Annotated in this window: 30 protein-coding genes and 1 tRNA gene; 8 read left to right on the forward strand and 23 right to left on the reverse strand. The window is 69.4% G+C overall.

Annotation, left to right across the window (positions count from 1 at the left end; all coding sequences use genetic code 11):
* Positions 1–51: 51 nt before the first annotated feature.
* The gene (locus tag ACFWAR_RS35570; RefSeq protein ID WP_385786629.1) at positions 52–1095 is read right to left on the reverse strand and encodes a hypothetical protein; all 1044 of its coding nucleotides are present in this window, start codon (positions 1093–1095) and stop codon (positions 52–54) included.
* Positions 1096–1332: 237 nt separating this feature from the next.
* On the opposite strand from ACFWAR_RS35570, the gene ACFWAR_RS35575 reads away from it, so the two are divergent.
* The gene (locus ACFWAR_RS35575) at positions 1333–2310 is read left to right on the forward strand and encodes a Yip1 family protein (protein WP_385786632.1); all 978 of its coding nucleotides are present in this window, start codon (positions 1333–1335) and stop codon (positions 2308–2310) included.
* 94 nt (positions 2311–2404) lie between these two features.
* Here the strand turns inward: ACFWAR_RS35575 and ACFWAR_RS35580 are convergent, their stop codons facing one another.
* Both ACFWAR_RS35580 and dcd read right to left on the reverse strand, forming a co-directional pair.
* Positions 2405–2902 (reverse strand): phosphoribosyltransferase, encoded by a 498-nt coding sequence (locus tag ACFWAR_RS35580; RefSeq protein WP_354383399.1) that lies wholly within the window; start codon positions 2900–2902, stop codon positions 2405–2407.
* On the reverse strand, positions 2899–3486 hold the full coding sequence (dcd, locus tag ACFWAR_RS35585; protein WP_385786635.1) for a dCTP deaminase: 588 nt from the start codon (positions 3484–3486) through the stop codon (positions 2899–2901). Before dcd ends, ACFWAR_RS35580 begins: the two co-directional genes overlap by 4 nt.
* Positions 3487–3954: 468 nt before the next feature.
* On the opposite strand from dcd, the gene ACFWAR_RS35590 reads away from it, so the two are divergent.
* A tRNA-Gly gene (locus ACFWAR_RS35590) sits at positions 3955–4028 on the forward strand.
* 51 nt (positions 4029–4079) lie between these two features.
* Here ACFWAR_RS35590 and ACFWAR_RS35595 read toward each other — a convergent pair.
* The 10 genes from ACFWAR_RS35595 to ACFWAR_RS35640 all read right to left on the reverse strand — a co-directional run bounded on the left by ACFWAR_RS35595 (position 4080) and on the right by ACFWAR_RS35640 (position 10978).
* Positions 4080–5237 carry a tyrosine-type recombinase/integrase gene (locus ACFWAR_RS35595; RefSeq protein WP_385786637.1) on the reverse strand — a complete coding sequence of 386 codons (1158 nt, stop codon included), beginning with the start codon at positions 5235–5237 and terminating at the stop codon, positions 4080–4082.
* Entirely contained in the window at positions 5237–5449 is a 213-nt protein-coding gene (locus tag ACFWAR_RS35600) for an excisionase family DNA-binding protein (protein WP_385786640.1), read from the reverse strand. Before ACFWAR_RS35600 ends, ACFWAR_RS35595 begins: the two co-directional genes overlap by 1 nt.
* The gene (repSA, locus tag ACFWAR_RS35605; protein WP_385786643.1) at positions 5442–6815 is read right to left on the reverse strand and encodes a replication initiator protein RepSA; all 1374 of its coding nucleotides are present in this window, start codon (positions 6813–6815) and stop codon (positions 5442–5444) included. The genes ACFWAR_RS35600 and repSA overlap by 8 nt, the downstream gene beginning before the upstream one ends.
* A 90-nt stretch (positions 6816–6905) precedes the next feature.
* A complete protein-coding gene (locus ACFWAR_RS35610) occupies positions 6906–7247 on the reverse strand; it encodes a SpdD-like protein (protein WP_385786646.1) in 342 nt (113 codons plus the stop codon).
* Between the two features lie 21 nt (positions 7248–7268).
* The gene (locus tag ACFWAR_RS35615; RefSeq protein WP_107084747.1) at positions 7269–7427 is read right to left on the reverse strand and encodes a hypothetical protein; all 159 of its coding nucleotides are present in this window, start codon (positions 7425–7427) and stop codon (positions 7269–7271) included.
* A 17-nt stretch (positions 7428–7444) separates the two neighbouring features.
* On the reverse strand, positions 7445–7636 hold the full coding sequence (locus tag ACFWAR_RS35620; RefSeq protein WP_356415406.1) for a mobile element transfer protein: 192 nt from the start codon (positions 7634–7636) through the stop codon (positions 7445–7447).
* Positions 7637–7651: 15 nt separating this feature from the next.
* Complete coding sequence (locus tag ACFWAR_RS35625; protein WP_385786649.1) at positions 7652–8275, reverse strand: DUF2637 domain-containing protein; 624 nt, start codon at positions 8273–8275, stop codon at positions 7652–7654.
* Between the two features lie 78 nt (positions 8276–8353).
* Positions 8354–9715: an FtsK/SpoIIIE domain-containing protein gene (locus ACFWAR_RS35630; RefSeq protein ID WP_385786652.1), complete on the reverse strand. Its 1362-nt coding sequence runs from the start codon at positions 9713–9715 to the stop codon at positions 8354–8356.
* Positions 9716–9717: 2 nt separating this feature from the next.
* Positions 9718–10056, reverse strand: coding sequence for a hypothetical protein (locus ACFWAR_RS35635; RefSeq protein WP_385786655.1), 339 nt, complete (start codon positions 10054–10056; stop codon positions 9718–9720).
* Between the two features lie 139 nt (positions 10057–10195).
* A complete protein-coding gene (locus ACFWAR_RS35640; protein ID WP_385786658.1) occupies positions 10196–10978 on the reverse strand; it encodes a GntR family transcriptional regulator in 783 nt (260 codons plus the stop codon).
* An 18-nt stretch (positions 10979–10996) separates the two neighbouring features.
* On the opposite strand from ACFWAR_RS35640, the gene ACFWAR_RS35645 reads away from it, so the two are divergent.
* Together ACFWAR_RS35645 and ACFWAR_RS35650 are read left to right on the forward strand one after the other, a co-directional pair.
* Complete coding sequence (locus tag ACFWAR_RS35645) at positions 10997–11461, forward strand: NUDIX hydrolase (RefSeq protein WP_385786661.1); 465 nt, start codon at positions 10997–10999, stop codon at positions 11459–11461.
* The gene (locus ACFWAR_RS35650) at positions 11458–11667 is read left to right on the forward strand and encodes an e9imm peptide (RefSeq protein ID WP_385786664.1); all 210 of its coding nucleotides are present in this window, start codon (positions 11458–11460) and stop codon (positions 11665–11667) included. Before ACFWAR_RS35645 ends, ACFWAR_RS35650 begins: the two co-directional genes overlap by 4 nt.
* A 629-nt stretch (positions 11668–12296) precedes the next feature.
* On the opposite strand, the gene ACFWAR_RS35655 is transcribed toward ACFWAR_RS35650, so the two are convergent.
* From ACFWAR_RS35655 to ACFWAR_RS35670, 4 genes are all read right to left on the reverse strand, one after another.
* Positions 12297–12707 (reverse strand): hypothetical protein, encoded by a 411-nt coding sequence (locus tag ACFWAR_RS35655; RefSeq protein ID WP_385786667.1) that lies wholly within the window; start codon positions 12705–12707, stop codon positions 12297–12299.
* 1665 nt (positions 12708–14372) lie between these two features.
* The gene (locus tag ACFWAR_RS35660) at positions 14373–15089 is read right to left on the reverse strand and encodes a GntR family transcriptional regulator (RefSeq protein WP_385786670.1); all 717 of its coding nucleotides are present in this window, start codon (positions 15087–15089) and stop codon (positions 14373–14375) included.
* Positions 15086–15310, reverse strand: coding sequence for a hypothetical protein (locus tag ACFWAR_RS35665; RefSeq protein WP_385786673.1), 225 nt, complete (start codon positions 15308–15310; stop codon positions 15086–15088). Before ACFWAR_RS35665 ends, ACFWAR_RS35660 begins: the two co-directional genes overlap by 4 nt.
* Before the next feature lie 251 nt (positions 15311–15561).
* Positions 15562–15840 (reverse strand): hypothetical protein, encoded by a 279-nt coding sequence (locus ACFWAR_RS35670; RefSeq protein ID WP_385786676.1) that lies wholly within the window; start codon positions 15838–15840, stop codon positions 15562–15564.
* A gap of 79 nt (positions 15841–15919) precedes the next feature.
* On the opposite strand from ACFWAR_RS35670, the gene ACFWAR_RS35675 reads away from it, so the two are divergent.
* A complete protein-coding gene (locus ACFWAR_RS35675) occupies positions 15920–16675 on the forward strand; it encodes a GntR family transcriptional regulator (protein ID WP_385786679.1) in 756 nt (251 codons plus the stop codon).
* 1 nt (position 16676) lies between these two features.
* Here ACFWAR_RS35675 and ACFWAR_RS35680 read toward each other — a convergent pair whose 3' ends face one another.
* From ACFWAR_RS35680 to ACFWAR_RS35700, 5 genes are all read right to left on the reverse strand, one after another.
* Positions 16677–17144, reverse strand: coding sequence for a DUF4240 domain-containing protein (locus ACFWAR_RS35680; RefSeq protein ID WP_385786703.1), 468 nt, complete (start codon positions 17142–17144; stop codon positions 16677–16679).
* A 282-nt stretch (positions 17145–17426) separates the two neighbouring features.
* Positions 17427–17870 (reverse strand): SCO4225 family membrane protein, encoded by a 444-nt coding sequence (locus tag ACFWAR_RS35685; RefSeq protein ID WP_385786682.1) that lies wholly within the window; start codon positions 17868–17870, stop codon positions 17427–17429.
* Between the two features lie 127 nt (positions 17871–17997).
* Positions 17998–18435 (reverse strand): NUDIX domain-containing protein, encoded by a 438-nt coding sequence (locus tag ACFWAR_RS35690; RefSeq protein ID WP_385786685.1) that lies wholly within the window; start codon positions 18433–18435, stop codon positions 17998–18000.
* 85 nt (positions 18436–18520) lie between these two features.
* Positions 18521–19123, reverse strand: a complete 603-nt coding sequence (locus ACFWAR_RS35695; RefSeq protein WP_385786688.1) for an HAD family hydrolase — start codon at positions 19121–19123, stop codon at positions 18521–18523.
* Entirely contained in the window at positions 19120–19875 is a 756-nt protein-coding gene (locus tag ACFWAR_RS35700; RefSeq protein WP_385786691.1) for a DeoR/GlpR family DNA-binding transcription regulator, read from the reverse strand. The genes ACFWAR_RS35695 and ACFWAR_RS35700 overlap by 4 nt, the downstream gene beginning before the upstream one ends.
* A 72-nt stretch (positions 19876–19947) precedes the next feature.
* On the opposite strand from ACFWAR_RS35700, the gene ACFWAR_RS35705 reads away from it, so the two are divergent.
* Complete coding sequence (locus tag ACFWAR_RS35705; RefSeq protein WP_385786694.1) at positions 19948–21150, forward strand: MFS transporter; 1203 nt, start codon at positions 19948–19950, stop codon at positions 21148–21150.
* A 117-nt stretch (positions 21151–21267) separates the two neighbouring features.
* Here the strand turns inward: ACFWAR_RS35705 and ACFWAR_RS35710 are convergent, their stop codons facing one another.
* Positions 21268–21837 (reverse strand): RICIN domain-containing protein, encoded by a 570-nt coding sequence (locus tag ACFWAR_RS35710; protein WP_385786697.1) that lies wholly within the window; start codon positions 21835–21837, stop codon positions 21268–21270.
* A gap of 534 nt (positions 21838–22371) precedes the next feature.
* Here ACFWAR_RS35710 and ACFWAR_RS35715 point away from each other — a divergent pair.
* Positions 22372–22575, forward strand: a complete 204-nt coding sequence (locus ACFWAR_RS35715; RefSeq protein WP_267751671.1) for a cold-shock protein — start codon at positions 22372–22374, stop codon at positions 22573–22575.
* Positions 22576–22890: 315 nt separating this feature from the next.
* Positions 22891–24435: a DEAD/DEAH box helicase gene (locus ACFWAR_RS35720; protein ID WP_385786700.1), complete on the forward strand. Its 1545-nt coding sequence runs from the start codon at positions 22891–22893 to the stop codon at positions 24433–24435.
* Positions 24436–24481 lie beyond the last annotated feature (46 nt).

The following is a 24481-nucleotide window of genomic DNA, read 5'->3' on the forward strand; positions in this document are numbered from 1 at the left end:
GTCCCCCTCTCCGGGGACCGGCCGCCGCCGTGTGCGTGTGCGCGGGCGGGCTCAGTGCTGCCGGTCGGCGCGGTTGCGGCGGAACATCGCGAAGCCGAGGCCCGCGGCGCCGATGGCGGCCATGCCACCGCCCGCGGCGACCAGGGCCGGGCCGCCCGCGTCGGCCTGCGAAGTGACGCCTTCGGCGCCCGCCTTCACGCCGCCCTTGGGCACCACCCGGTCGGACGCGACCTGGGGCTTGTCGTGCTTCTGCGGCTTCTGCTGCTTCTCCTGCTTCTGCTCCGCCGTGTACTTCTCGATGAGCTTGCCGCCGAAGTCGTAGACCCAGCTGCTGCCGCCGTGCTTGCCGTCGATGACGACGAACTTCACGCGGTGGCCGTCCCGGACCAGCTTGTAGGTCCAGCCGTCGTTGACCTCGCCGGGGTTCTTGAGGTCGATGGAGCCGAGGAAGTTTCCGTTCGCCGTGAACAGCTCGACGCGCTTGCCGTTCGGACCGTCGATCAGCTTCGCGATCCGCCCGTCGGGCATCGTGATGCGGACGGAGCTCTCCTTGCGGACCTCCTTCTCGTCCTTCTTCCTGTCGTCCTTCTTGTCTTCCTTCTTGTCTTCCTTCTTGTCGTCCTGGCCCTCGATCCAGGAGGTCACGGTGCCGTTCGGCTGGAGGGCCACGTGCATGCCGTTGTGCTGGCCGTAGGCGGCCTTGCCGTCCTTGCTGACCAGTGTGGCGAGCTTGGTGGACCCGGCGAAGACGTCGGCCTCGAAGTGCCGGTCGCCGATCTTGTAGACCTTGGCGACCGAGCCGTCGGCGAGCTTGACCGTGGTCACGAAGGCGCGCACGTTGCCGTCGGGGCGGGGCTTGCCGTCCTTGTCCGGGGTCGGCGTGACGGGCTTGTCCGGGGTCGGGTCCGTGACCGGCTTGTCCGGGGTCGGGTCCGTGACCGGCTGCTCGACGCCGGGCAGGACCGCCGCGTCCGGGGAGGCGGGGGAGTCGGCGAAGGCCGCGCCCACCGGCAGGGCCAGGACGGCGACCGCCCCGGCGGTGACGGCGGCGGCGCGGAGGGTGGTGCGACGGGGGCTTCGGCGGGTGCTGCGCATGGGTCGGCTCTTCCTCGTGACTTCGGGCGTCGGGCTACATCCGAAGCTACGGGGGACATATGTGCGTATTAGGTAGGCAATGTAACGAGCGCCCACAGAGTGCGACGCAGCCGTGTAAACCGGGCCTGGGGCCAGCCCCCCGGGGTTCCCCTAGGGGATGTCACAGGTCAGCCGCAAAGGCCCCCGGTTCCGGCAGGCCGCACACCGCCGGTCGCCGGACCAGGTACGTTCGGTCACGTGGCAGGATTCAGGATCGGACGTGGCCGGGACAACAACCGCGCTCCGCAACAACCCCCGCAGCAACAACAGCCGTACGGGCAGCAGCAACAGCCGCCGTACGGTCGGCAGCCGCATCCCCCGGCAGGACCGCCGCCACAGCAGCAGTGGCCGCAGCCGTCGCCCGGGGGCCACGGCGAGCCGGAGTACTTCGACCCCCGCTCGGGCGCCCCGGGCGGGCCTCCGTACGCGGGCGGCCAGGGCGGTCACGGCGGCCAGGGGCACGACGGCTACGGCGGTCAGGGCTACGGCGGCCAGGGTGGTCAGGGCGGTCACGGCGGGGGCTCGTACGCGGACAACCCCGGGTACACGCAGGCCTTCGCCGTCGGCGAGGACCCGTACAACCAGGGCGGGACCTACCACGCGGGCGCGGCCCAGGCCCCCCTCGGGCCGACCGGTCCGCGACTGGGGTGGAAGGACCTGCTGCGGGGCATCGTCATGCAGCCCGGCCCGACCTTCCTCCAGATGCGGGACTACCCCGTCTGGGGTCCGGCGCTGATCGTGACCTTCCTGTACGGCCTGCTCGCGGTCTTCGGCTTCGACAAGGCCCGCAAGGACGTCATCAACGCGACGCTGGCCAATGCCGTCCCGATCGTCCTCACCTCGGCCGTGGCCTTCGTCATCTGCGGCCTGATCCTGGGCGCGGTCACGCACACCCTGGCCCGCCAGCTCGGCGGCGACGGCGCGTGGCAGCCGACGATCGGCCTGTCGATGCTGGTCATGTCCGTCACGGACGCCCCGCGCCTGCTGTTCGCCCTGTTCCTGGGCGGCGACAACGTCCTCGTACAGGTGCTCGGCTGGGCCACCTGGGTGATCGCCGGAGCCCTCTTCACCTCGATGGTCAGCAAGTCGCACGACCTGCCGTGGCCGAAGGCCCTCGGCGCGTCCGCGATCCAGCTGATCGCCCTGCTCTCGATCATCAAGCTGGGCACCATCTAGGCCGCCCGGCCCCCCGCGCACCCGCGGGGAACCCAGGAGGGGCCCGTACGCAGTGCGTACGGGCCCCTCCTGTCACCTCTCGCGTCCCGCACGCCTAGGCGTCGAGGACCTGACCCTCGCGCTTCACGACGGGCGGTTCGACCGACCAGGGGAAGTTGATCCACTCGTCGGTCTTCTTCCACACGTACTCGCACTTCACGAGCGAGTGCGACTTCTCGTAGATGACCGCGGAGCGGACCTCGGCGACGTGGTCGAGGCAGAAGTCGTGCACCAGCTTGAGCGTCTTGCCGGTGTCGGCGACGTCGTCGGTGATCAGCACCTTCTTGTTGGTGAAGTCGATCGCCTCGGGCACGGGCGCCAGCATGACGGGCATTTCCAGCGTGGTGCCGACGCCGGTGTAGAACTCGACGTTCACGAGGTGGATGTTCTTGCAGTCCAGCGCGTACGCCAGTCCGCCCGCCACGAAGACGCCGCCGCGGGCGATGCTGAGGATGACGTCGGGCTCGTAGCCGTCGTCGGCGATGGTCTGCGCCAGCTCGCGGACGGCGCGGCCGAACCGCTCGTAGTCGAGGTTCTCGCGTACTTCGCTCATGCCTGGTGCCTCACCTGGGTGCGGTGGAAGTTCTGGAAGGACCGCGACGCCGTCGGTCCGCGCTGCCCCTGGTAGCGCGAGCCGTAGCGCTCGCTGCCGTACGGGAACTCGGCGGGCGAGCTGAGCCGGAACATGCACAGCTGCCCGATCTTCATGCCCGGCCAGAGCTTGATGGGCAGGGTGGCGAGGTTCGACAGCTCCAGCGTGACGTGCCCGGAGAACCCGGGGTCGATGAAGCCGGCGGTCGAATGCGTCACCAGCCCCAGGCGGCCCAGGCTGGACTTCCCCTCCAGTCTGGAGGCGATGTCGTCGGGGAGCGAGATGACCTCGTACGTCGAGGCGAGCACGAACTCGCCCGGGTGGAGGATGAACGCCTCGTCGCCGTCGGGCTCGACCATCCGGGTCAGGTCCGGCTGCTCGGTGGCGGGGTCGATGTGCGCATAACGGTGGTTCTCGAACACCCGGAAGAACCGGTCGAGCCGTACGTCGATGCTGGAGGGCTGCACCATCGAATCCTCGAACGGGTCGATGCGAACCCGTCCGCTGTCGATCTCGGCACGGATGTCTTTGTCGGAGAGAAGCACGTCCCGAGGATACGCAGAGCGCGCGGGCCACCCCCAATCGAGTGCGCCCGCGCGCGTCCGTCCGCTCCTACCGCTCCCGCTACCGCTTCGGCGAACCGACGGGCACCGCGTGCCGCAGTCGCGCGCACCGCGGACACCGGATGAGCCGCCCGGGGCCGATCCGACCGGCCCCGAGATGCTGCATCGGGAACGTAGCGGTGCTGAATACATGCCCTTCGGCACAACGGACGACGGTGTGCTCCATCGAGTCCCTTTCCCCAACGAGCCGTGCTGCGACGAATCGCCACATTAGGGGATGAACAAGACCCACTCCAGTCGCCGCTCCGCCCCCCTAAGGTACGCCCCAACTCCCGCCCCCACAGCCGCCGGTACCCCCGACGCGCCCCACCCCCGCCGGGCCGAATTCACCGACAAGGGATCATGGGGTACAGTGTGCAACGCTGCGGGACCAAGTAATTCCCCCGCCGTGCGGATGTAGTTTAATGGTAGAACATGAGCTTCCCAAGCTTATAGCGCGGGTTCGATTCCCGTCATCCGCTCCATAGCAAAGCCCCAGGTCAGCGACCTGGGGCTTTTGTGTTGCCTAGACCTCTCTACCCCTCCCGTGCCAGATCCGTGCCAGAAGCGGAACCGGAAGCCTTGGCCCGCAAGGCCTGCACCCTGGCATCGATCCCGGCGGCAACCTCCTTCTGCCGCTCAAGGTTGGAGTGCTGGTAGATCATGGCCGCCTTCTCCGAGGACTGGCCGGCCCGCACCATCGTGTCCTTGAGCGTCGCCCCGGACTGCGTCGACAGGGTGTGCCCCGTGTGACGAAGGTCGTAGAGCGTGAACCCCTCGGGCAGTCCCACCTTCTTCCGGGCCTTCTTCCACTTCCGTCCAAAGGTCGTCCGCCGAAAGGGGCCGCCCCGCTCCCCCACGAACAGCAGCCCGTCCGGCCCTTGCTGCGCGAAGAGGTACATGTGGACCTTGAGATCCCCCTTCATGAAGTCCGGCAGCACGATGAACCTCTTGCCTGCCTCGGACTTGGTCTCCCCAGGTGCGCGCTTGCCGGTGTTCAGCTCGGGCTCGGCGGACCGCACCCAGACACCGACGTTCGCCACGTCCACGTCGTGCCGCCGCAGGGCCGCTTGCTCTTCGGGCCGGGCAGGGCCGTAGGCAGCGATGTAGACCAGCAGCCGCCACCGCGCCCCCAGCTCACGGGCGAGCGCATCGACCTGCTCAACGGTGGCGGTGGGCCGCTCGGCGGGTGACTCCTTCCCGGCGCCCTTGATCCGGCACGGGTTCCGGCGGATCAACTCGTCGTCGACGGCCGTCTCCATGATCGCCTTGAGCAGCCGGTACGCCTTGGCCACGGTCGTCGCCCCGGTCTCCTTGAGCCGATCCGCACGCCAGGTACGGACGCGGGGCGGGGTGATCTCGTCGAGGTCCCACTCCTCGAAGACCGGGAGCAGGTGCAGCCGCAGGAGGCGCCGGTACAGCTCGTCGGTGGTGTCGGCGAGCACCCGCTCATCGACCCACTGGCGGGCGTACTCCCCGAAGTTGACCGCTCCGGCGTCCGGGTCCCGCCAGTCCCCCTTGTTGATCTCGGTCTGCTTCTCGGCGAGCCAGTCGTCCGCGTCCTTGGTCGTCGCGAAGGTCTCGGGCGCCGGACGCATCACCCCGTCGGGACCGGGATAACGCGCCTGAATCCGCCCCGACGGCAGCTTGCGCAGGGCCCCGAACGTACGGCGCCGACCCTTGTTGTTGCCCATCAGGCAGCCCGCCGGAAGCGGGACCGCTGCGGACGGCGCGGCGCCACGGTGTGGGCGGCGAGGTACTCCTTCACCGCACTCTCCGGGATCCGCACGTGGGTACCGACCTTGACGTACCGGATGCGCCGCTCGGCGACCAGCCGTCGCGGGAACCGGACGGTGGTTCCGAGCAGTTCGGCGACCTGGACGACGCTGAGATGGCGCTCATTCATGCTGCTCTCCTTGCTCTGCTTGCAGGGCTTCGCGGGCGGTCTGACGGTTGAGCTGGATCCCGTGGGCGATGGTGGCGGCGAGTGCGGACTCACCGGGGCTGTGGCCGTGTCCCGCGTATTGCCAGGAGGCGAGGACGAGCACCGTGTCCGGCTCGGCGTCGGAGAGCCCGCGAGCCTCGCGTTCCTGAGCGGCGCGGTAGTCGGCGCGGGTCTGACGGAGGGCGCCGAGGGTGGTGGAGTACTGGCGGGACTTGGTGGAGAAGTGGCCGCGGAAGCCGAGCATGTGGGCCCAGGCGGCGAGGCGGCGGTCCGGGTAGAGCGGATCGAGGTCGAGGCATGCCTCGATGAGGCGGGCGGTGTGACCCGGGACGTCGAGGAGGGCCAGGGCCTCGCGGTTGCCGATCGGGCGGTCGAGTGAGCCCGTGTTCTCGGCAGCCTTGGTCGCGTACTTGGCGACGTACGAGGCGACGGCCTGTTCCGTGATGTCGGAGCCGTCCCCGAAGGCCTTGATGGGGCGTACGTCGAGCTGCGTGCCCCACCGGAAGGTGCGGGCGGGCTGGTCGGCGACGGCCGGGACGGACACCGAGGTGTAGGCGTGGGCGACCGCGGTCCGGATGGAGCGGTCGAGGAGTTCGGTGCTGGCCCAGTGGGGCGGCGGGGTGTCCGGGCCGTTGGGTCCGTCGATGCGGATCACGGCGTGGAAGTGGATGGCGCCGCGCTTCTGGAACTCGGCGACCTTGCCGTAGGAGATCCGGGCCTCTTCTTTCAGCTCTCGCTGAGTCAGCCCGGCGAAGGCGGCGATCTCGCGGCGCAGACGGGTCGTGAAGCGCTGCCAGAGCTGCCCGGCGTGGTTGTTGAAGAGGACGGCAGCCGCGTAGTCGTACGTGGCGGGGTCGAGGGCGGTGCCCAGTTCGGGGGCGTCCTCCTGGTGGTGCCGGCCGCAGCGGCAGGCGCGGCCGGTGGGGCGGTTGTGTACCTGGCCGAAGGACGGGGCCGTGAGGGTGGCGAAGACGCGGGGGTGTTCGCGGACGGTGGTGGGGATCTCCCGGTGGTCGTCACCGGCCAGTCCCGCACGGATGAGGTGGTACGTGTCGCCTGAGTAGGTCCAGGCGCAGGCGGGGCAGCGGGAGGCACGGCGGTTCCCGCAGGCGATCCGGAGTCGGGCGCCGGGTTCGTCGCCGGTGGTGTACCGGTGCAGGACCTCCCCGGAGGCCTTGTCCTTGGCCACGGTCCAGCCGGTGATGTGGATCGGGTCGGAGCAGCCGCCCGTACGGCGGACCTGATCCTCCCAGCGGGCGTAGTCGGGGGCCGCGGCCACCTTCAGCATTTCGCCGAGGAGGTCCGGGGCGGGGTGGTGCCGGGACATGATGGTGCTTCCTTCCAGATCTTCTGGTTCGGGCAGGAGCACGGCGCCGGGACGGCGGAGACTTGGCGGTTGAGGCCGTCCCGGAGCCGGTCAGCGGTGCTTCTGGCCGTTGAGGAGCGAACGCAGGACGACGGCGCAGACGGCGACCGAGGCGCCGGTGATGGCGACGGCCAGGAGCATCGAGACCAGGACCGTGCCGACGACGAGGACCAGGCCCGCGCCACCGGCGACGGCGGCGACGAGGCCGGCCGGGGTGAGACGAACAGCGGGCAGCTGCACACGGGACACCGGCTGAACCGGGCCGTGGTGACAGCCGCAGACGGGCGCCGCACCCGTGTGGGGCTCGTGGGGCTCCACGGCGGTGGTCGGCTGGTCGAGCGGGATGACGAGGCCGGTCGGGAGCGGGTTGACCGGGATCTTGGGCCGGATCACGTGGTTCTCCTTCCGGGACGGTTACTTGTTGATCGCGGTGTCGATGGCCGGGGCGAGGAAGCTGTCCGCGAGGAGGAAGCCGCCGAGGAGGATCACGGCGACGAGCCACCAGGGCGGGCGGATGAGCTTCACGCCGAGGACGCCGACGGCGAGGAGGGCGAACCAGAGCGGTACGTCCATGGCGGTGGCCTTTCGGGTCAGTTGACGCGGCAGCGGTGGGAGCGGGCGGCGAGCTGGGCGGCGGTCGAGGAGCTGTAGTCGGAGGACCAGCCGCAGGAGTCGGTGGTGCAGACGGCGGCGTCCTTCGTGCGGCCGTGGCGGTCGCGGTAGGTGCCGATCTGGACGGGGCCGATCTTCATGAGCGAGCGGAAGTTGATCCGGGCGGGCATGGCGGTCTCCTGTCGTCAGGCGAGCTGGGCGGCGATGGCCTCGGCGAGGGGGTACGGGACTCCGAGCCGGGCGCGCAGGGTCTCGGTGTCGATGTCCGAGCCGGTACGGGTGCGGTGGTCGGCGGCGATCTTCTGGGCGTGGGCGACGAGGGCGGGCGGAACGGTCGCGGCGGGAAGGGCTGTGGCGGCCTGGACGCCGGGTCCTGTCTCCCGCTCGACCACGGGCAGGGGCGCCGGAGCAGCATCCGGATCCGGCTCGCTGGGCGACGTAGGCCGGTGGACCAGGAGCGTGCCGCCGAGGAAGGCGAGCGCGGGCCATCCAGCGACGAGGATCCGGAGCCAGTCCGGGACGTGGCCGAGGTCGAGAAGGCCGGCCGTGGCGACGTTCGCGCCGAGCGAGGCCACCAGCGCGACGGCGAACCAGCACCAGGCCGAGCGGGAGGGCTCCCCCGCGTCCCGCAAGGTGCGCAAGCGGCGCCAGGCGGCGACGAGGAGCAGGTCCACGCTGACCGGGTAGGCCCAGGCCTTCCAGCCATGTTGTCCGGCGGCTTCAGCGAGATCGTGGAGGTGGGAGAAGGAAAGCGCTCCGGCGATGACGGCCTGAACGAGGACGGCGTCCGGGCGGGCCAGGCGGGTCATGGTCTTCACCTCCTTTCAGGCATGGGGCGGGTAGGGACTTGGCGCGAGGAGGCCGCGCCGACCGGGTGGGGAGGGTGATCAGAAGGCGGGCGCCGAGGCGTTCTTCGGCTGGACCTTGCCGGTGAGGACGCGTACCGGAGGCGCCGGCCGGAAGGGCTCCAGCTCCGGGATCGCCGGGGTGCGGTGCGCGTGGGCGTTGCAGGTGTCCACGGCCCGGCGGAGCGTGGTGTGCGGGGCCCGGATGCGGGACCAGCCGCCGGAGGAGTCGCCGGCCACGGCGGTGCCGGGGCGGTTCTTGTCGATCTGGACGGCGGCGAGGACGGCGTCCGGGGAGATGTCCCCGAAGGCCATGTTCGCGGAGGTCTCGTCGTTGACGCGGTGGGCGGTACGGCCGGTGAGCTGGGCCCGGAGCATGGTGATGCCCTTGCCGAGTTCGGAGCCGAAGCGCTGGCCGCAGACTTCCAGGTAGATACCTGCGGCGCGGCCCAGCTGCGAGAGCCGGACCAGGTGCGTGACGATCCGATCCCGCCGTGCCTCATCCGCTCTGCTCGCAGCGAGGGCAAGCTCCGCGACCTCATCCACCAGGAGCACGACGGGTACGGGCCGCAGGTGCGCGGGCAGGTCCCAGATGTCGGCGGTGATCTCGGCGTCCGGGAGACCGACGCTGATGCGCTGCTCGCTGCGGATGAGTTGGTAGACGCGGCCCATGTACTCGACGAGCGCGGCCAGCAGTTCGGCCGCGGCGTCCGGGTTGTCCGCAAGAGCCGTGAACCGGGCGCTCAGCGGCGCGAGTTCCACCCCGTTCTTGCAGTCGATACCGACGAGGGCGACGTTCTGCGGCGCGAGCCCGGCGACGAGGGTGCGCTGATAGACGGACTTCCCCGATTGCGTCGCGCCCACGTTCAGGGCGTGCGGGACCTGCCGGTAGTCCCGGTAGTGCACCGCCCCGTCTTCCCGCAGGGCAACCGACACGCGGAGTTCCCCACCGGGCACGGCGGCCGCGGGCATACGCACCCGCTTTAGTACGTCGTATCCGGTCATCCGCAGCTCGACCACGCCGGAGCGGATCTCGCGGGAGACGACGTTGTGGAGGGCGAAGGAGTGGCGTAGTCGGTCGGAGGAGGCGGTGAAGTCGAACGCGTCCTGCCCGGGCCGGAGTTTCAGCCGCAGGACCAGACCGGTCGAGGTGGGCCGGAGCCGCAGGATGCGCGGGGAGCGTGCCTCGGGTGGCGGGCGGTTGCTGACCCGGGCGAGCGCCAGTCGCCAACGGGCAGGCGGGACGGTGAGCCCGCAGGCGTCCATCACCGAGCGGTACCGGATCAGAACGCGGATCGCCGCGAAGGTCACCCCGAAGGTCACCCAATACCAGGTGGGCCGCAGCCAGCGCAGGACGAGCGCGAGGGCCAGGACCACGAGCAGCGTGATCCATAAGGCGTTCACGCTCAGCCCGCCTTGGCCAGCGAGGTGACGGCGACGGCGCGGAAGCTGATCCCGTGGCGCTTCTGGCCGTTGAACTCGTTCTCCCACGGCCGGGCGACGAGGCCGGTCAGCGCGACCGGGGTGCCAAGGGCCAGCTCCCCCGAGACGCCGGGCTCCGACACGGTGATGGACACGACCTCGGCGGCGCCGCTCATCACGAACAGCACGTCGACGGTCATGAGGTTGTTGCCGGTCTCGTTGTCGACGGCGACCTGTCCGGTCTTCTTGTCGCGCAGCTTGAGCTGCGGGGGCTGGGCGACCATCACGGTCGCGCCGGTGGTGTCGACGGGAATCTGACGCACAGCGGATCACTCCCCTATAGAGGTTCAACTCCTGCACTCATGTATATGAGTTACATGAAGAAGAGTGCCCGACTCCTATACATGAGTCAACCCGCTACGAAGAGAAACTCGCAGCGGGTTGAGGGAAGTTGAGGAGGCGTCAGTCCCGCGCGGGGATCCGATACTCGAAGACGAACTGGTCAGCGGCCATGAGGGTGTCACAGACCTCCACCACGCGCCCCTCGTCGGTGACCGCGTTACGGAGCAGGTGAACCACCGGCGCGCCGGGGCTGAGCGACAGCTCGGTCGCCTCCGCCTTGGCGGCGGGCCGGGCCTGGAGCGTCTCCACGAACTCGGCGAAGACGTGACCGTGGTCCTCAAGCCGGGCATAGATGCCGCCGGGGCCGGGGTTGTCCGCGAACAGTTCCGGGATGTCCTTCGCGACGTCCCACGGCAGGTACGAGGTAGCCGTCTCGACCGGCGTCCCGTCCCGGAAGTACAGCCGCCTGCGTGCGAGCACCTGCGTCCCCACGGCGACGCCGAGCCGCTCCGCGATCTCTTCCGGAGCCTCCATCGGCCCGCGGAACAACATGCTCACGCTGGCCTCCGCCCCGGACTGCGCGGACTCGGCCAGGTACGCCGCCTTGCCATCCTGCCGATGCGCACGCCGGAAACGGTCCGAGGACCGGTGCCGCACGGGCGGTCGGGCCTTCACCAACGACCCCTTGCCGTGCCGAGTCTCCACGAGCCCACTGGCTCGGACCTCCACCATGGCCTTCCGAATCGTCCCGCCCGCGACCCCGTACCGCTCCACGAGCTCGGACTCGCTCGGCACCATGTCGCCGGCCTTGAGCACCCCGGCCCGGATCTGCTGGACGAGGTCGTCAGCGATCTGCACGTAGCGCGGCACGGCTCCTCGGCCACCTCCCACTGCGGTTCCCATAGTCCTTCTCTTCCTCCTATGCTCCTGTACATGAGTACGGGTTCCCCGCAGCACAAGTCAACGCCACTGCACTCCGTGTCCGTAGCCGGGGCCGTGCTGCGCGAGGACGGCCGACTCCTGGCGATCCGCCGAGCGGACAACGGGACTTGGGAACTGCCGGGCGGGGTCCTCGAACTCACCGAGTCCCCGGAGGCCGGCGTCCGCCGCGAGGTCCTGGAGGAGACGGGCATCCACGTCGAGGTGGACGAGCTGACCGGGGTCTACAAGAACACCACCCGAGGCATCGTCGCCCTGGTCTTCCGCTGCAAGCCCTCCGGCGGCACCGAGCGCACCTCACCGGAATCGACCGCAGTCGCCTGGCTCACCCCGGAGGAGGTGGCCGCCCAAATGTCCGAGGTCTACGCGATCCGCCTCCTGGACTCCTTGGACCACGCAGGCCCCCACGTCCGCAGCCACGACGGCCGCCACCTCCTCACGGTATGACGCGTGACGAAGCGGTAGACCTCGTTCAACGCATCCTGGACGGCAGCATCACCGACGAGGCCGAAGTGGGCGCCGCCTTGGAGTCCCTCGTAGTGGGACTCGGCTGTCCTCACATCAGCAACTACATCTTCTGGGACTTCGACCCCGACCTGAACGCCGAGAAGGTCGTAAGCCGAGCCCTGGCATACGAGCCCTTCGCTCTCTGAACCCGGCAGCGCGGTAAGAGTTTCCCTACTTCATCAAGGCACCCGCCGCGCACGCGCGGCGCGCGCGGCCCGTCACCCGGGCCTGCGCTCCTGTCTCCGCCCCGCTCCAGCCCGGGCGCCGTCCGCGCGCCGGACGGCACGGGTTCGATGGTGGGACACCCGCAGTAGGGCTGGCGTCCCCGAGCCCCCGACTCCTGCCCGCACCCGAGAGGCGCCGGCGCCGAGCACAACCGCGGCTCCGCCGAGCACCACCAGGCGCAGCTTCTGACGCAAGCCCGACGGAGTGCGCCGAGCTGCCGGGAATCAGCATCCGGAGACCAAGGTCCGACTTCACCAGCTGCTCAAAGACATGCCTCCGGCGGGGGCGCTCTGGCTCCGGGATGACGGGGGCTTGTCGGGCGGGTGCGGGCCGGTTTGTGGTGGGGGTGGGGAGCTGTCATCCCGTCCGCCGTCGACCCAGGCAAGCCATAGCAGACCAGGCTTCTGGGGCCCAGGTCGTTCGTCCAGTAGGGCGCTCCACCTGGGCCCCAGAAGCCTGCCCCGCTATCACTCCGTGTGGGTCGACGGCAGACGGGATGACAGCGGGGGTGTTCCATGTTCAGCGCGATCGAACCGGGCTGCTGCGGGTATTACATCGCAGGAAGTCGACTCCTCCAATGGAGGCGCGCCTTTCTGTATCGGTAGAAAGGATCGGTCTCCACGCCTTCAAATTGCCATCGATAGAATATTCCGATGTAGCCGATGATGATCGAACTTGAGAAGCAAGTCAGGCGGCCCAGTCTAGGACTGACGGCTCCAAGTCCTGGACCGATGGCGACAGCAGAAACCGAGCCCAGTTCGCGCTGCACCTTCCATGCATCCCGATCCTTGAAAATAACCATTTGCACACTGCCCAGAATTTCACCCCCGTCAAGGAATGAAGCGAATTCCGGGGGCACCGCGAAGCCGTCAGCTTCCATGCGACAGCCGATATGTTTGACGACATATCGGGCCAGGTCGACGGTCGATGCGGGCCAGTCTCCCCCATAAATGGAGGCCATGTCGATAAATCTCGCCGAATGGAGTCGGCTACTTCGATTCCAAATATGCTCGGCAAATCGATCGTACGCGCGATCAAACTTTTGACTCCGGGCATTATTGCAGCTTGCACACAGATTCGAAGTGAATCGCACCCTGGAAGACCTACGCAACGAGCGAATAGACTCCAGCTTTTCCCCGTCCCCCCACAGCAGGCCAGCACCGTCCGCATTGAGTCGCCGCAAGTCGCTGTGTTTGAATTTATGCTCGGCGGTGTCGGCACTATTCCCACACCACCAGCAGTTTCCGGTACGCACAGTTCGATATGGATCGAGTTCTTGACCGCTAACGAATTCGGCGTCCACGTTTACTCCAAGAAATCAACCGAGCCAAGCACACATTGCTTCAGGCTGGGTGCTGCTACCGCACCCGTCAAGGCCTTAAGAGCTCGACGCGAGGCTCCGAAGTGCGCTCGTCCACACTTCCGCGCTCTGCCGGCGGGGCTATCCCGCCACGCATGGAGCTGGTGCCGCAAAAGTGTTCTCACCGTTGAAGACGCGGCGCGCGGCTGTCGCCACTCTCCCGACCGCCTCCCGCCGGGCTCTGCCTGCTTGCTCAACGGCGTCCCAAGATCCCTGAGCCTGACGATGTGTCAAGATGACAGCCAACTCGCGGTCGAGGCATCGACGCGCTTGAGTAGCCGAGATAGCCACATCCTTCGGTCCTTCGACGCTCACCATCGCCTCATGCTCGATGAGCTCGTTCAGGGCTTGCTGCGCGCGCTCACAGCGATCTCGGTACTCGTCCTCGGTGATGCCCGCCTCGCTCACTCGGGCAAGCATCCCGGCCGTGCGTACAGCAGCGGAAATGAACTTCGTGTACACCTCCCGCCTAGTTGCACGAGCCTCAGACTCTCGTTGCGCAGCTTGGGCGCCTGCTGTTAGCGCGTGCTGGGTACGCGCCTGATGGCGTACCCCTCGCATGGCCAACCAGGCGGCAAGGCCGGCAGCCGCAAATGACGAAGCCGCGGGGATCATTGTCTCTACTACTCCACTCACCCTCAGATCACATCAGAACTTGGCCCACCGGTGCGGCCGAACATCAGAATCGGGCTTCTACGGCCGCCGCAGGGCCGTCGCGCATATACAGGCGGCTAACGCTCGGCCCCGCCAGCTCGGTGGCCTATTCATGGACTGGCGAGGCGGCGGATGCCGCATCCAGGCCCTTGGCCTCCCGATATGCATGGCGCACGCGGGGCCTCCGGAGCCGTGTGCCAGTCTTCATGGAAGCTCCATGGCGAAGCCCCAGGCGAATCTGGGGCTTCGCTGGCGTTTGTGAGGCGGGTCGCTGGCTGGACGCTGGCAGTCAGCCGTTGGAGTCGCCAGGTTCGTCGCGCGGCCATTGCGATGGTGTTGGTAGGCGGTGGCCACGGCTGGTTGCTACACGGACGGCGTCTCGCAGGGCTTCGGCCAGGCCCGTTGCCAGGAGGCGTAGTTCGTTCAGGTCTGCCTCTTGGTCGTTGAGTAGGTCGAGCGCTTGGTCCAGAAGTGCTGCCCCTCGATCCAGTTGTGCTGCTTCGGCGCTGTCAGCCAGGCGGGATAGGTAGCTGTCGTTGGCGCCGGTGCTCAGGAAGCATGGCTTGTCGTCGGGGCCCGACCACGGGAGGAGTCTCAGTTCGTCACGAGGCGTCATTCGTTGGAGTTCCCCTCCTCTGGTGTGTGACGGGCGGTGAAGAGAGCGTCGGCCCGGTCACCGGGGAGAACCAGGAGGGCCGCTTCGACCACGCGACCGTTGATGTCTGTCACCACTCGCGTGATTGCGAGGACGGCGAGGGATTGACTGATCCGAAGGGCTGTTGCCTCTTCTGGGGTCGGGAGGCGGGCGCTGACTTTCTCCTGCACCTCAGCCAGTGACGGGCGCGGCGAAGACAGCGACGCCGCTGCATCGGCGGCCGGTGCCAAGTCGCGAGGGATATAGACGCGGGCCAGGCTGTGCGGCGTCTTGCCCTCGTGGCGGAGGTGAAGGAACTCCGTCAGGGGACTGCTGGGGGTGACCTTGAGCAGGGCGGCCAGGTGACCTTGAGCCCGGAGGTTGGTGGTGCTGACGGTGACGCTGAGGGCCCCATCGGGCGCGGGCTGCACGGCTGGGGTGTTGCCACCGCCGACGTACGTGAATCTGCGGAGAGGGTGGCGGATGAAGTTGCCGCTGCCGTGGATCTTCTCGACGAGGCCTTCGCTCTGGAGGAGCGCGAGGGCGTTGCGGAGCGTCGGGGTGCTGACCTCGTAGCGGGTGGCGAGTTGAGCTTCGGAGGGGAGGCGTTCGCCGGGCTTCAGGTGGCCCGTCGAGATCTGGTTGCGGAGGTCTTCGGCGATGGCGTGGCGGCGGGACGGGGCGGGGTGGGTCACCACTGGCTCCGCATCCGGAGGGCGACGAGGCGGGTGCGGGCGTGCATGGTCAGTTGCTCGCCCGTCTCGAAGCGCAGTCGCTTCGCGCTGGCCGGGAGTTGGATCAGGTCCATGACCTGCCACGATTGGCCGCCGATCTGGATGACGTCGCCGCGCTGCACGCTGGTCGAGGTGATCTCGACTCTCCTCGCGATGGGGCCGCGGGGCTTCCAGCCGCTCACCGGGTCACCTGCTCCGGGTCCGGCCGGTCCGCCGCGGTGTGGCACGAGCAGTCGCAGGCTTCGTAGATCACGGGGACACCTACCGGTGCCGTGGCGGGGGACGACTGCGCGCACTCGCGGTGCGTGCCGATTCCGCAGGCGCTCGACCGGTAGGCGAGCCTCGCGTGAGTGGAATAGGACAGTGCGGGGAGATGCAGCCCACTGGTGTAGGCGTTGGTGGAGCCCCTACGGTTGTCCACGCTGATCAGCTCCTAACCCTGATGGCCGGGTCCCCGGACGTCGCCCGTCGCGGGGACCGACTTGTGTACGGCGGCCCAGAGGGTGCGGCCGGTCAAGCTGCTGGCGAGGAGCCCGAATCGATCGGCTTCCGCCACCACTTCCAAGACCTCGCGCCACGCTCCGGCCGGCAGCGCTTCCGGTACCTCCGCTTCGATCGACGTGTGTCGGGCGTGCTCCTCCACCCGCGTGACCAACCCCAAGGCGGACAGCCGGGCGGCGATGCCCTCGGCCCGTGTTTCCGAAGCGGGCACAGGAAGGCCTCCGTCGCCGGGTGATCACGTTGAGTGAAGCTAGTTAACTAGATTAGAGCTAGTGGACTAGATTTTCTACATGCCTGAGCAGCCGCCTTATCTCCGCGTTGCCGACGTCCTGCGGCAGCGGATCGCGGAGCACGAGTGGACGGTCGGAGACCGGCTCCCCTCCCGCGCCCAGCTCGCCGGGGAGTGCGGCGTCGGCGAGAACGTGGTTCGCCGGGCGCAGGAACTGCTGATCTCCCAGGGCGTGCTCGAAGGCCGCGCGGGATCCGGTACCTATGTCGCCGAGCCGCGGCGCCGGGTACGCGTGGTCCGTTCTTCGGCTCGCGAGCAGCCCGGTGGTTCGCCGTTCCGCGCAGACATGCAGGCCCTGGGCCGACAGGGGGACTGGGAGAGCCGGACCGAGGCGAAGGTGCCCGCGCCGGAAGAGATCGCTGCCCGCCTCGGTATCGAAGTCGGCGCGCTGTGCGTGCGCACGGTGTACGAGTTCCTTGCCGATGGCAGGCCCGTGCAGTTGTCGACGAGTTGGGAACCGTACGAGCTGACCGCCGGCACGCTCGTCGTCCTGCCCGAGGGCGGGCCGCACGCCGGGGCCGGCGTCGTGAACCGCATGGCCGAGATCGGCATCACGGTCAGCCACACCGTGGAACAGCCCGAGCCGCGGCAGGCGACAAACGAGGAGGCATCGCTCCTGGGGATCCAGAAGGCGGCCCTGGTGACCCACATCCGGCGGACCTACTACAGCGACCAGGGACAGCCCGTCGAGACGGCGGACATCGTGGTGCCCACGGCGCTCTGCGAGATCGTCTACGAGATCCCCATCAAGCGGTAGTTCAGTTCCGCAGATCCGGCCAGCCGTCCCGGTTGGAGTAGCTCTCGAAGCTGTACCGGGTCGAACGGTCCCACTCCCCGCCAGTAGCCAGCTCATACGCCCGGTCCGGCACATACAGCAGCCACTCGGCGTCGTACTCGGTCGAGGTGTACGGGGCGAACTTGTCGACGTCGGAAAAGACGCTCTCCCACACCGACTGCCCTGCGGCCACCACAGCGCAGCGTGTGTACAGGAACCCGTCGGACGACTGCGGGAACGGCCTGCCGTCGCGGGCCGTCAGGTCGACCACGGGGAGGGTGCCGAACTTCTCCTGGTCCAGGAGGTAGAGAGCCTCGGCATGGCATTCCGCGAATCCGATGATGTCGGAGACCGGGCGTTGGCTCAGCTCCACAGCCAATCGCTGGCAGCTCTTTTGGGTAGCCTCGCCATTCAAGGTGGCCACCAATGCCCAGAAGTGGGCCCATGTCATTCGCACGGACGCAGACTGCCAGGGCGGTCTGACATCCACCGCCGACGTCGGACGACCGTGCCAGACACGTGCCAGATAGGGCGGGAAACTGCGGTCAACGGCGGGTGTCGAGGTGAGCCCCACAGATCCCCCGGGCGGCCGTTTTGGCTGGTCAGGGGCCGGATGCGGCGTTGAAGATCGGTGATTCCCAAGCTTATAGCGCGGGTTCGATTCCCGTCATCCGCTCTTGCAAGAAGGCCCAGGTCAGCGACCTGGGCCTTCTTCGTTGTCCCGGTCATGCGGTTACGCCTGCGCCCAGTTGGCATCGCGGCGCCGCGCCACGTAGCGGAGCAAGGTCCAGATCGCCGCGGCGTTGATCAGTGCGCTGACCAGGAGGGCGCCGTAGAAGCCGAACCCGGACAGCATGTCGAGCTTGCCGTCGACGGACGTGTCGGGTGCCACCCAATCCGCAGGGCGCGGGGCGGACTCCGGCATGAACTCCCCGGGCGGCTCGGGCAGCGCCTGCCCGCCTTCGTGGACGGGGCCCTCGTCCGGGGCCGCTGCTGCCGGGGCGAAGGCGCTCAACAGCAGGAGGCTGACCGGCGCGGTGGCCAGGATCGGCCAGACCGCGAAGATCCCGATGTCCCCGGTCCGGCTGCCGACCGCGACGTAGAGCAGCATCGCGGCCACCAGCGCCAAGTACCCGCACGGCACCCACACCTCGGGCTTCGACCAGCGCCGCACCATGACGTTCCCCGTTCCGTTCGGCTTCGTTCGACCTGCGCCCAGTCTCGAAGCCGCCGAGGACCACCACCTGAGTACGCCTACTCATCCTGTGCGGCTCCGAGTACCACGGCGCCGGAGTATGGCGCGCCTAGAGCACGGCCCCGCCCCCGAGTCCGCCGACGCCGATGGCGCCCCGCAGGACGTGAGCGATCTCCTCGGGCTTGAGGTCGATGCTGTCGATCCCCTCCGCGGTCAGCGGGATCTCCTCCAGGGCGTATGCGCCGCGGTCCTCGGCACCGAACTCCGGGCCGGTGCGGTCCTCGAAGGACCAGGTCGTGATGCGGGCGAGGTAGAAGAGCTGACGCTCGGTGTCGGACTCCGTCGTGTGCAGGAGGCGGACGATGTCGGCCTTCCCCGCGATCTCCTCGTGGATCTCCCGGTGGAGGGCGGCCTCCCGGGACGCATCGCCCTCCTCGACCCCGCCGCCGGGCAGCACCCAGTACACGGGGACGTGGGGCTTGGTACGGCGGATGACCAGCATCGTGTCGTCCTCGGTGACGAGGACGGCTCGGACTCGTTCGATCATTTCCCTCTGTCTCCCATGTTTCTTCGCCTCCTTGCTCGTTGGCGTCCGCGCGGATCCTTCCGGGGGCCGCCCGACCGGGGCGCCGCTACGTGAGGGTCTTGCGCAGTTCGGCGACGGTCGTGAACAGGTGGCCGTGCAGGCCGAGGGCCCGGGCGGCTTCGATGTTCTCCGCGCGGTCGTCGACGAAGAGGACGCGGTCGGGTTCGAGGTCGAGGGAGTTCAGGCTCCACCGGTAGGCGCCCGGCTCCGGCTTGGCGTGCCCGATCCGGCAGGAGAAGCCGCGGACCCGGAAGTGCCGCAGCCAGGGGTGGTGCTGTTCGTAGTGGGCGGCCAGCTCTTCGGGGATGTTGGACAGGAGGGCGATGTGCCGTCCCGATGCGGCCAGCTCCTCGACGAGCGCCACCATCTCGTCGTCCACCGCGCTCCAGCTGGCGACGTCGGCCTCGATGAGGTCGGCGGTGCGCCGGGCGTCGAAGTCGGTGGCGAGGGCTTCGGCCACGGTGCGCCAGTAGCCGGGGCCGGCGACGTCGCCGCGGTCGTAGGCCGGGCGCAGCGACCAGTAGGCGTCCCAGAACGGGGCGGCCGGCACGCCGGCCGTGGCGACCAGACGCTCCCGCCCCTCCTCGGACTGGTGGCGGGCTATGACTCCGAACATGTCGAAGAGGACGGTGGTGCTCATCGTGGTCATGCCTTTCGTACGGTGACACCGGCCGCGGCCAGTGCGTCCACGGCGTCCGTGGGGGCGGTCCGGTCGGTGACGACGGCGTGCAGGGCGGCAGCCGGTGCGACCTGGGCGAGGGCGGTGCGGGAGAGCTTGGCGGCCTCGGCGGCGACGACGACCCGGCGGGACGAGGCGATCGCGGCGCGCTTGACGGCCGCGTCCGCGAGGTCGTAGGCGGTCAGGCCGTCCTCGGCGGTGAGGCCGCAACAGCCGACGACCGCGGTGTCGAAGCGCAGGGCGGCGAGGGATGCCTCGGTCAGCGGTCCGGTCAGCGCGAGTTCGCCGCGGCGCGGCTGCCCGCCGGGCAGCAGCAGGGTCACGTGCGGTGCGTCGGCAAGGGCGTTGGCGGCGTGCAGGGACAGCGGCATGACGGTCACCCGGCGGTGCGCGAGGGCGCGGGCCACCTCCAGGCAGGTGGTGCCGGAGTCCAGGACGACCGACTCGCCGTCCGCGATCAGCGAGGCCACCTCGGCGGCGATGCGCCGCTTGACCTCCAGGCCCTCCTGGGCGCGCAGCGCGAAGGGGGGCTCCTCGCCACGGAGCAGCAGGCTCCGGGCGCCGCCGCGGTAGCGCTCCAGCACCCCTTGTTCGGCCAGAACCTCCAGGTCGCGGCGGATCGTCATCTCCGAGGCTCCGGTGAGTTCCGCCAACTCCACGACGCTGCTGCGCCCGTGGTCCCGTACGGCCTCGGTGATGGCTCTCAGACGTTCTGCGCTCATGACCCCATTGAACACCTATCGTGTTCGAAAGGCAACTTTCGAACATCGGAAGTGTTTGTTATGTTCGTTTGCATGCAGAGATCGCTACGGCTCGGGCGGCTGGCCACCTTCGCCTACTTCGCCCTCAACGGCTTCCTCATGGGCATGTGGATCGTCCACATCCCCGTCGTGGAGCAGCGCACCGGCATCGGCCACGCGCTGCTCGGGTGGCTGCTGCTGGTGCTCGGTGCCGGTGCCTTCGCCGGTATGCAGCTGGCCGGGCCGCTCACCGACCGCGTCGGCGCCCGCAAGGCCGTACCCGTGGGCGCGGCCCTGTGCAGCGCCGCCGTGATCCTGCCGGGACTGGCCACCGACGCCGTCACGCTCGGCGCGGCCCTGCTGCTCCTCGGTCTGGGCAACGGAGCCCTGGACGTCACCATGAACACCCACGCGGTGCAGGTCGAGCTCGGCTACCGGCGGCCGGTGATGTCCGCCTTCCACGCCGTGTTCTCCATCGGCGGCGTGCTCGCCGCGCTGACCGGAGCCCTCGCGCTCGGCCACGGCTGGGACCCGGCCGTAACGCTCGGCGCCACCGCCCTGGCCGGACTCGCCGTCGCGGTCCTCGCCGCCCCCGCGCTACTCCCCCACGCACCCGCCCCGGTCCGGGAAGCCGCCGAGCCCGGGGCCGGGGCCGGGTCCGGCACACCCCGGCGCATCTGGATCCTGGCCGCGCTCGCCTTCATGCTCATGCTCTGCGAGGGCGTCGCCAACGACTGGAGCACCCTGCACCTCAAGGACGTCCTGGACGCGCCCGCCGCCACCGCCGCCTTCGCCTACGGGGCCTTCGCCACCGCCATGACCATCGGCCGGCTGCTCGCCGACAAGGTGACCGCGCGCATCGGCCCCGCCGCGGTGCTGCGCTACGGCGCCGCCCTCGCTGCCACCGGCCTGACCCTGACCGCCCTGGCCCCCGGCATCCCCCTGGCCCTGACGGGCTGGGCCCTCACGGGCGTCGGCCTGTCCGGCTGCGTCCCCCAGCTCTTCAGCGCCGCCGGCCGCCTCAGCCCCGGCTCCGCCGGAGCGGGCATCTCCCGCGTCGCCGGCCTCGGCTACCTCGGCATGCTCGCCGGACCCGCCGTCATCGGCCCCCTGACCCACGTCCTCCCGCTCAACCTCACCCTCTTCCTGCCGGTCGCCCTCTGCGCCATCGCCGCCTTCGCCGCCGACGGCGTGCTGCGAAGCGGAGCCGATACCGGACGCGACGACTGCGTGCGCCGGGCCCGGAACTCCTGCTGACCCGCGTGCGCCCGCCGGTCGCCCGCGAGACAGTCGTCGCGGCAGGTGCCCGAAGAGGTACCGCTCCCCCGCCGGAGCCACCGACCGGCGGGGGGAGAGAGACTCCCGCCGGCCGGTCTACCACCAGGCGCTGTTGTTGGGGCCGAGGAGCCAGAGGCGGTCGGTCGAGGGGTAGGAGTAGTCCAGGCGGACCGTGTCCCACTGGTCGTTGTTGGTGTTCTGGATCGCCATGGCGACGTTCACGTTGGTCAACGGGCGCCACATCCACCAGCGTTCCGCGTTGCCGCCGCCCGTCTCCAGGCGCAGGCTCCACTTCTGGCGGTCGGAGCCGTCGCAGGAGCGGACCACGACGCGGTTGCCGCGTACGGGGTTCGCGGCTTCCGGCTCCAGGCAGCGGTTCGAGGCCCGGTTGCGCAAAGTGGCCGTCCACAGCTTGCCGTTGCTGTCGTAGGTGCCCTCGAAGTCCCAGGCCTCCGTGCTGTAGGAGTCCCATCGCGTGCCGCGCAGGGCGATCACCTCGGCCCCGTCGGCGGTGCTGTCGCCGCCGAGGGCGAGGCGACTGCCGATCATCTTGTTGACCAGGTCCTGGTTGACCATCGTGTCCGCGGACGCCGGACCGGCTCCGGCGAGAAGGATCGGTACGGCCGCGCAGACGGCGGCCAACGACGAGAACAAACGCTTGCGCATGGCGGAGCGCTCTTTCCGTGAGGGGGGTGCCGGCGCGGCGGAGCGGCCCGGCAGGCCGCCGGGGCAGGAGGTCGCCGCCCGGGAAGTACGACGACCGTCCCATGGCGGGCGGGCCGTGGTCACGCGTTCCGGGCCGCCGTCCACCGGAGAAACGATCTTGTGTGGGCCCATCGGCCGAACCGGTACGCCAGGCGGCCCATGCAAGATCGTTTCTGTCGGGCGGGGCGAAAAACACTGCGCTCGGGGCGATTCAATATCTGTCGCCGCGGCCTGAGGATTTAACGCATCCAGCGGGGAGAGTTTCTACCGCAGTGCCGCCGGCGGAAATATTCGACGAACACGGGCCGCCGCAACGTGCTACTGTCGATCTCGGTTGCAGTTTTGGTACCCAATGACTTCAAGCGCCCCCGGACGGAATTCGTTCCGCATGGGAGCGCTTTGTATTTACCGGTCTTTTCCGGGCGGGGCATCATCGCGGCGACACGGCGTCCGCACGGTGCAGGCGCTGCTGCATTGCCCCAAAGGAGATATGACATGGCTGCTGGTACCGTGAAGTGGTTCAACGCGGAAAAGGGCTTCGGCTTCATCGAGCAGGAGGGCGGCGGTCCTGACGTGTTCGCCCACTACTCGAACATCGCCGCGCAGGGCTTCCGCGAGCTGAACGAGGGCCAGAAGGTCACCTTCGACATCGCGCAGGGCCAGAAGGGCCCGACGGCCGAGAACATCGTTCCCGCCTAATCGCTGACACTCGTTCTGCGGCTGGGGCCCGCATCCCTCGGGGTGCGGGTCCCAGCCGCATGCGTTTTCCGCGGTGCGTTCACCCGCGGCATTGAGCATCACGGCACTCGGCCGATCGGCCCGCTCCGGGCCGCCGAGTCGATTTATTTGGTTGCCGCGTCCATTTGACGCCGCCTTTTCAGCGCCTGAGCCCGTACAGATCACCTGTCCGCCAGATCCGCTTATGTATTCCATTCGGCCCGTTCTCGCAATTCCCTGCGCCGCTCCTACGCCGCGGGAATTCCTTGGTACGTGCCGTATCAAGGAAGGTTCCGCATGAACCCCACGCGTCCGAACAACCGTTCTTCCCGCAGCCGTACCGGCGCCCCCGCCTTCGGTACCGGCGGCGGTTCCGGCCGGGGCGGCCGCTTCGGCTCCTCGCCCCAGAGCCGCTCCGGCGCCCCCGGTCGCTCCGGCTCCCAGAACCGCTCCGGAGCCCCGGGCCGCTCGGGCGGATACGGCCGTCGGCCCGCCGCGATCCAGGGCGAGTTCGCACCGCCGAAGACGATCACCCCCGCGCTGCCCGCCGTCGAGGCCTTCGCCGACCTCGCCATGCCGGCCCAGCTGCTCGCCACGCTCACCCGCGAGGGCGTGAGCGCGCCCTTCCCGATCCAGGCCGCCACGCTGCCCAACACCCTCGCGGGCCGTGACGTCCTCGGCCGCGGCCGCACCGGCTCGGGCAAGACCCTCGCCTTCGGCCTCGCCCTGCTGGCCCGTACGGCCGGCCTGAGCGCCGAGTCGGGTCGGCCGCTCGCGCTGATCCTCGTACCGACCCGTGAGCTGGCCCAGCAGGTCACCGCAGCCCTCACCCCCTACGCCCGGGCGGTCAAGCTGCGCCTGGCCACCGTGGTCGGCGGCATGCCCATCTACCGCCAGGCCGCCGCGCTGCGCGGCGGGGCCGAAGTGGTCGTCGCCACGCCCGGCCGCCTCAAGGACCTCATCGACCGCGGGGACTGCCGGTTGGACCAGGTCGCGATCACCGTCCTGGACGAGGCCGACCAGATGGCCGACATGGGCTTCATGCCCCAGGTCACCGCCCTGCTCGACCAGGTGCGTCCCGAGGGGCAGCGGATGCTGTTCTCCGCCACCCTCGACCGCAACGTCGACCTGCTGGTCCGCCGCTACCTGAGCGACCCCGTCGTGCACTCGGTCGACCCTTCGGCCGGCGCCGTCACCACGATGGAACACCACGTCCTGCACGTCCAGGGCGCCGACAAGCAGCGGACGACGACGGAGATCGCGGCCCGCGACGGCCGGGTGATCATGTTCCTGGACACCAAGCACGCCGTGGACCGCCTCACCCAGGACCTCCTCGACAACGGGGTCCGCGCCGCGGCCCTGCACGGCGGCAAGTCCCAGCCGCAGCGCACCCGGACCCTGGCCCAGTTCAAGACCGGCCACGTCACCGTCCTGGTCGCCACCAACGTCGCGGCCCGCGGCATCCACGTCGACAACCTGGACCTCGTCGTGAACGTCGACCCGCCGACCGACCCGAAGGACTACCTGCACCGCGGCGGCCGCACCGCCCGCGCCGGGGAGTCGGGCAGCGTCGTCACCCTCGTCACCCCCAACCAGCGCCGCGAGATGGCCCGCCTGATGACGGCCGCGGGCATCACCCCGCAGACCACCCAGGTCCGTTCGGGCGACGAGGCCCTGAACCGCATCACCGGCGCCCAGGCACCCTCCGGCATCCCCGTCACCATCACCGCGCCGGTGCCCGAGCGGCAGGGACGCGGCGCGGCCTCCCGCGGCCGGCGCGGGCCCGCCTCGGCCGCCCGGCGCGCGGGCGCACGGCAGTCCGCCTCCCGCACGGCGGCCTGAGAACCGGTCGCTCCGGACAGTGCGGAAGGGCCCGACCGGCACGTGC

The sequence above is a fragment of the Streptomyces sp. NPDC059917 genome (assembly GCF_042730635.1).
In the GTDB taxonomy this organism is placed as follows: Bacteria; Actinomycetota; Actinomycetes; order Streptomycetales; family Streptomycetaceae; genus Streptomyces.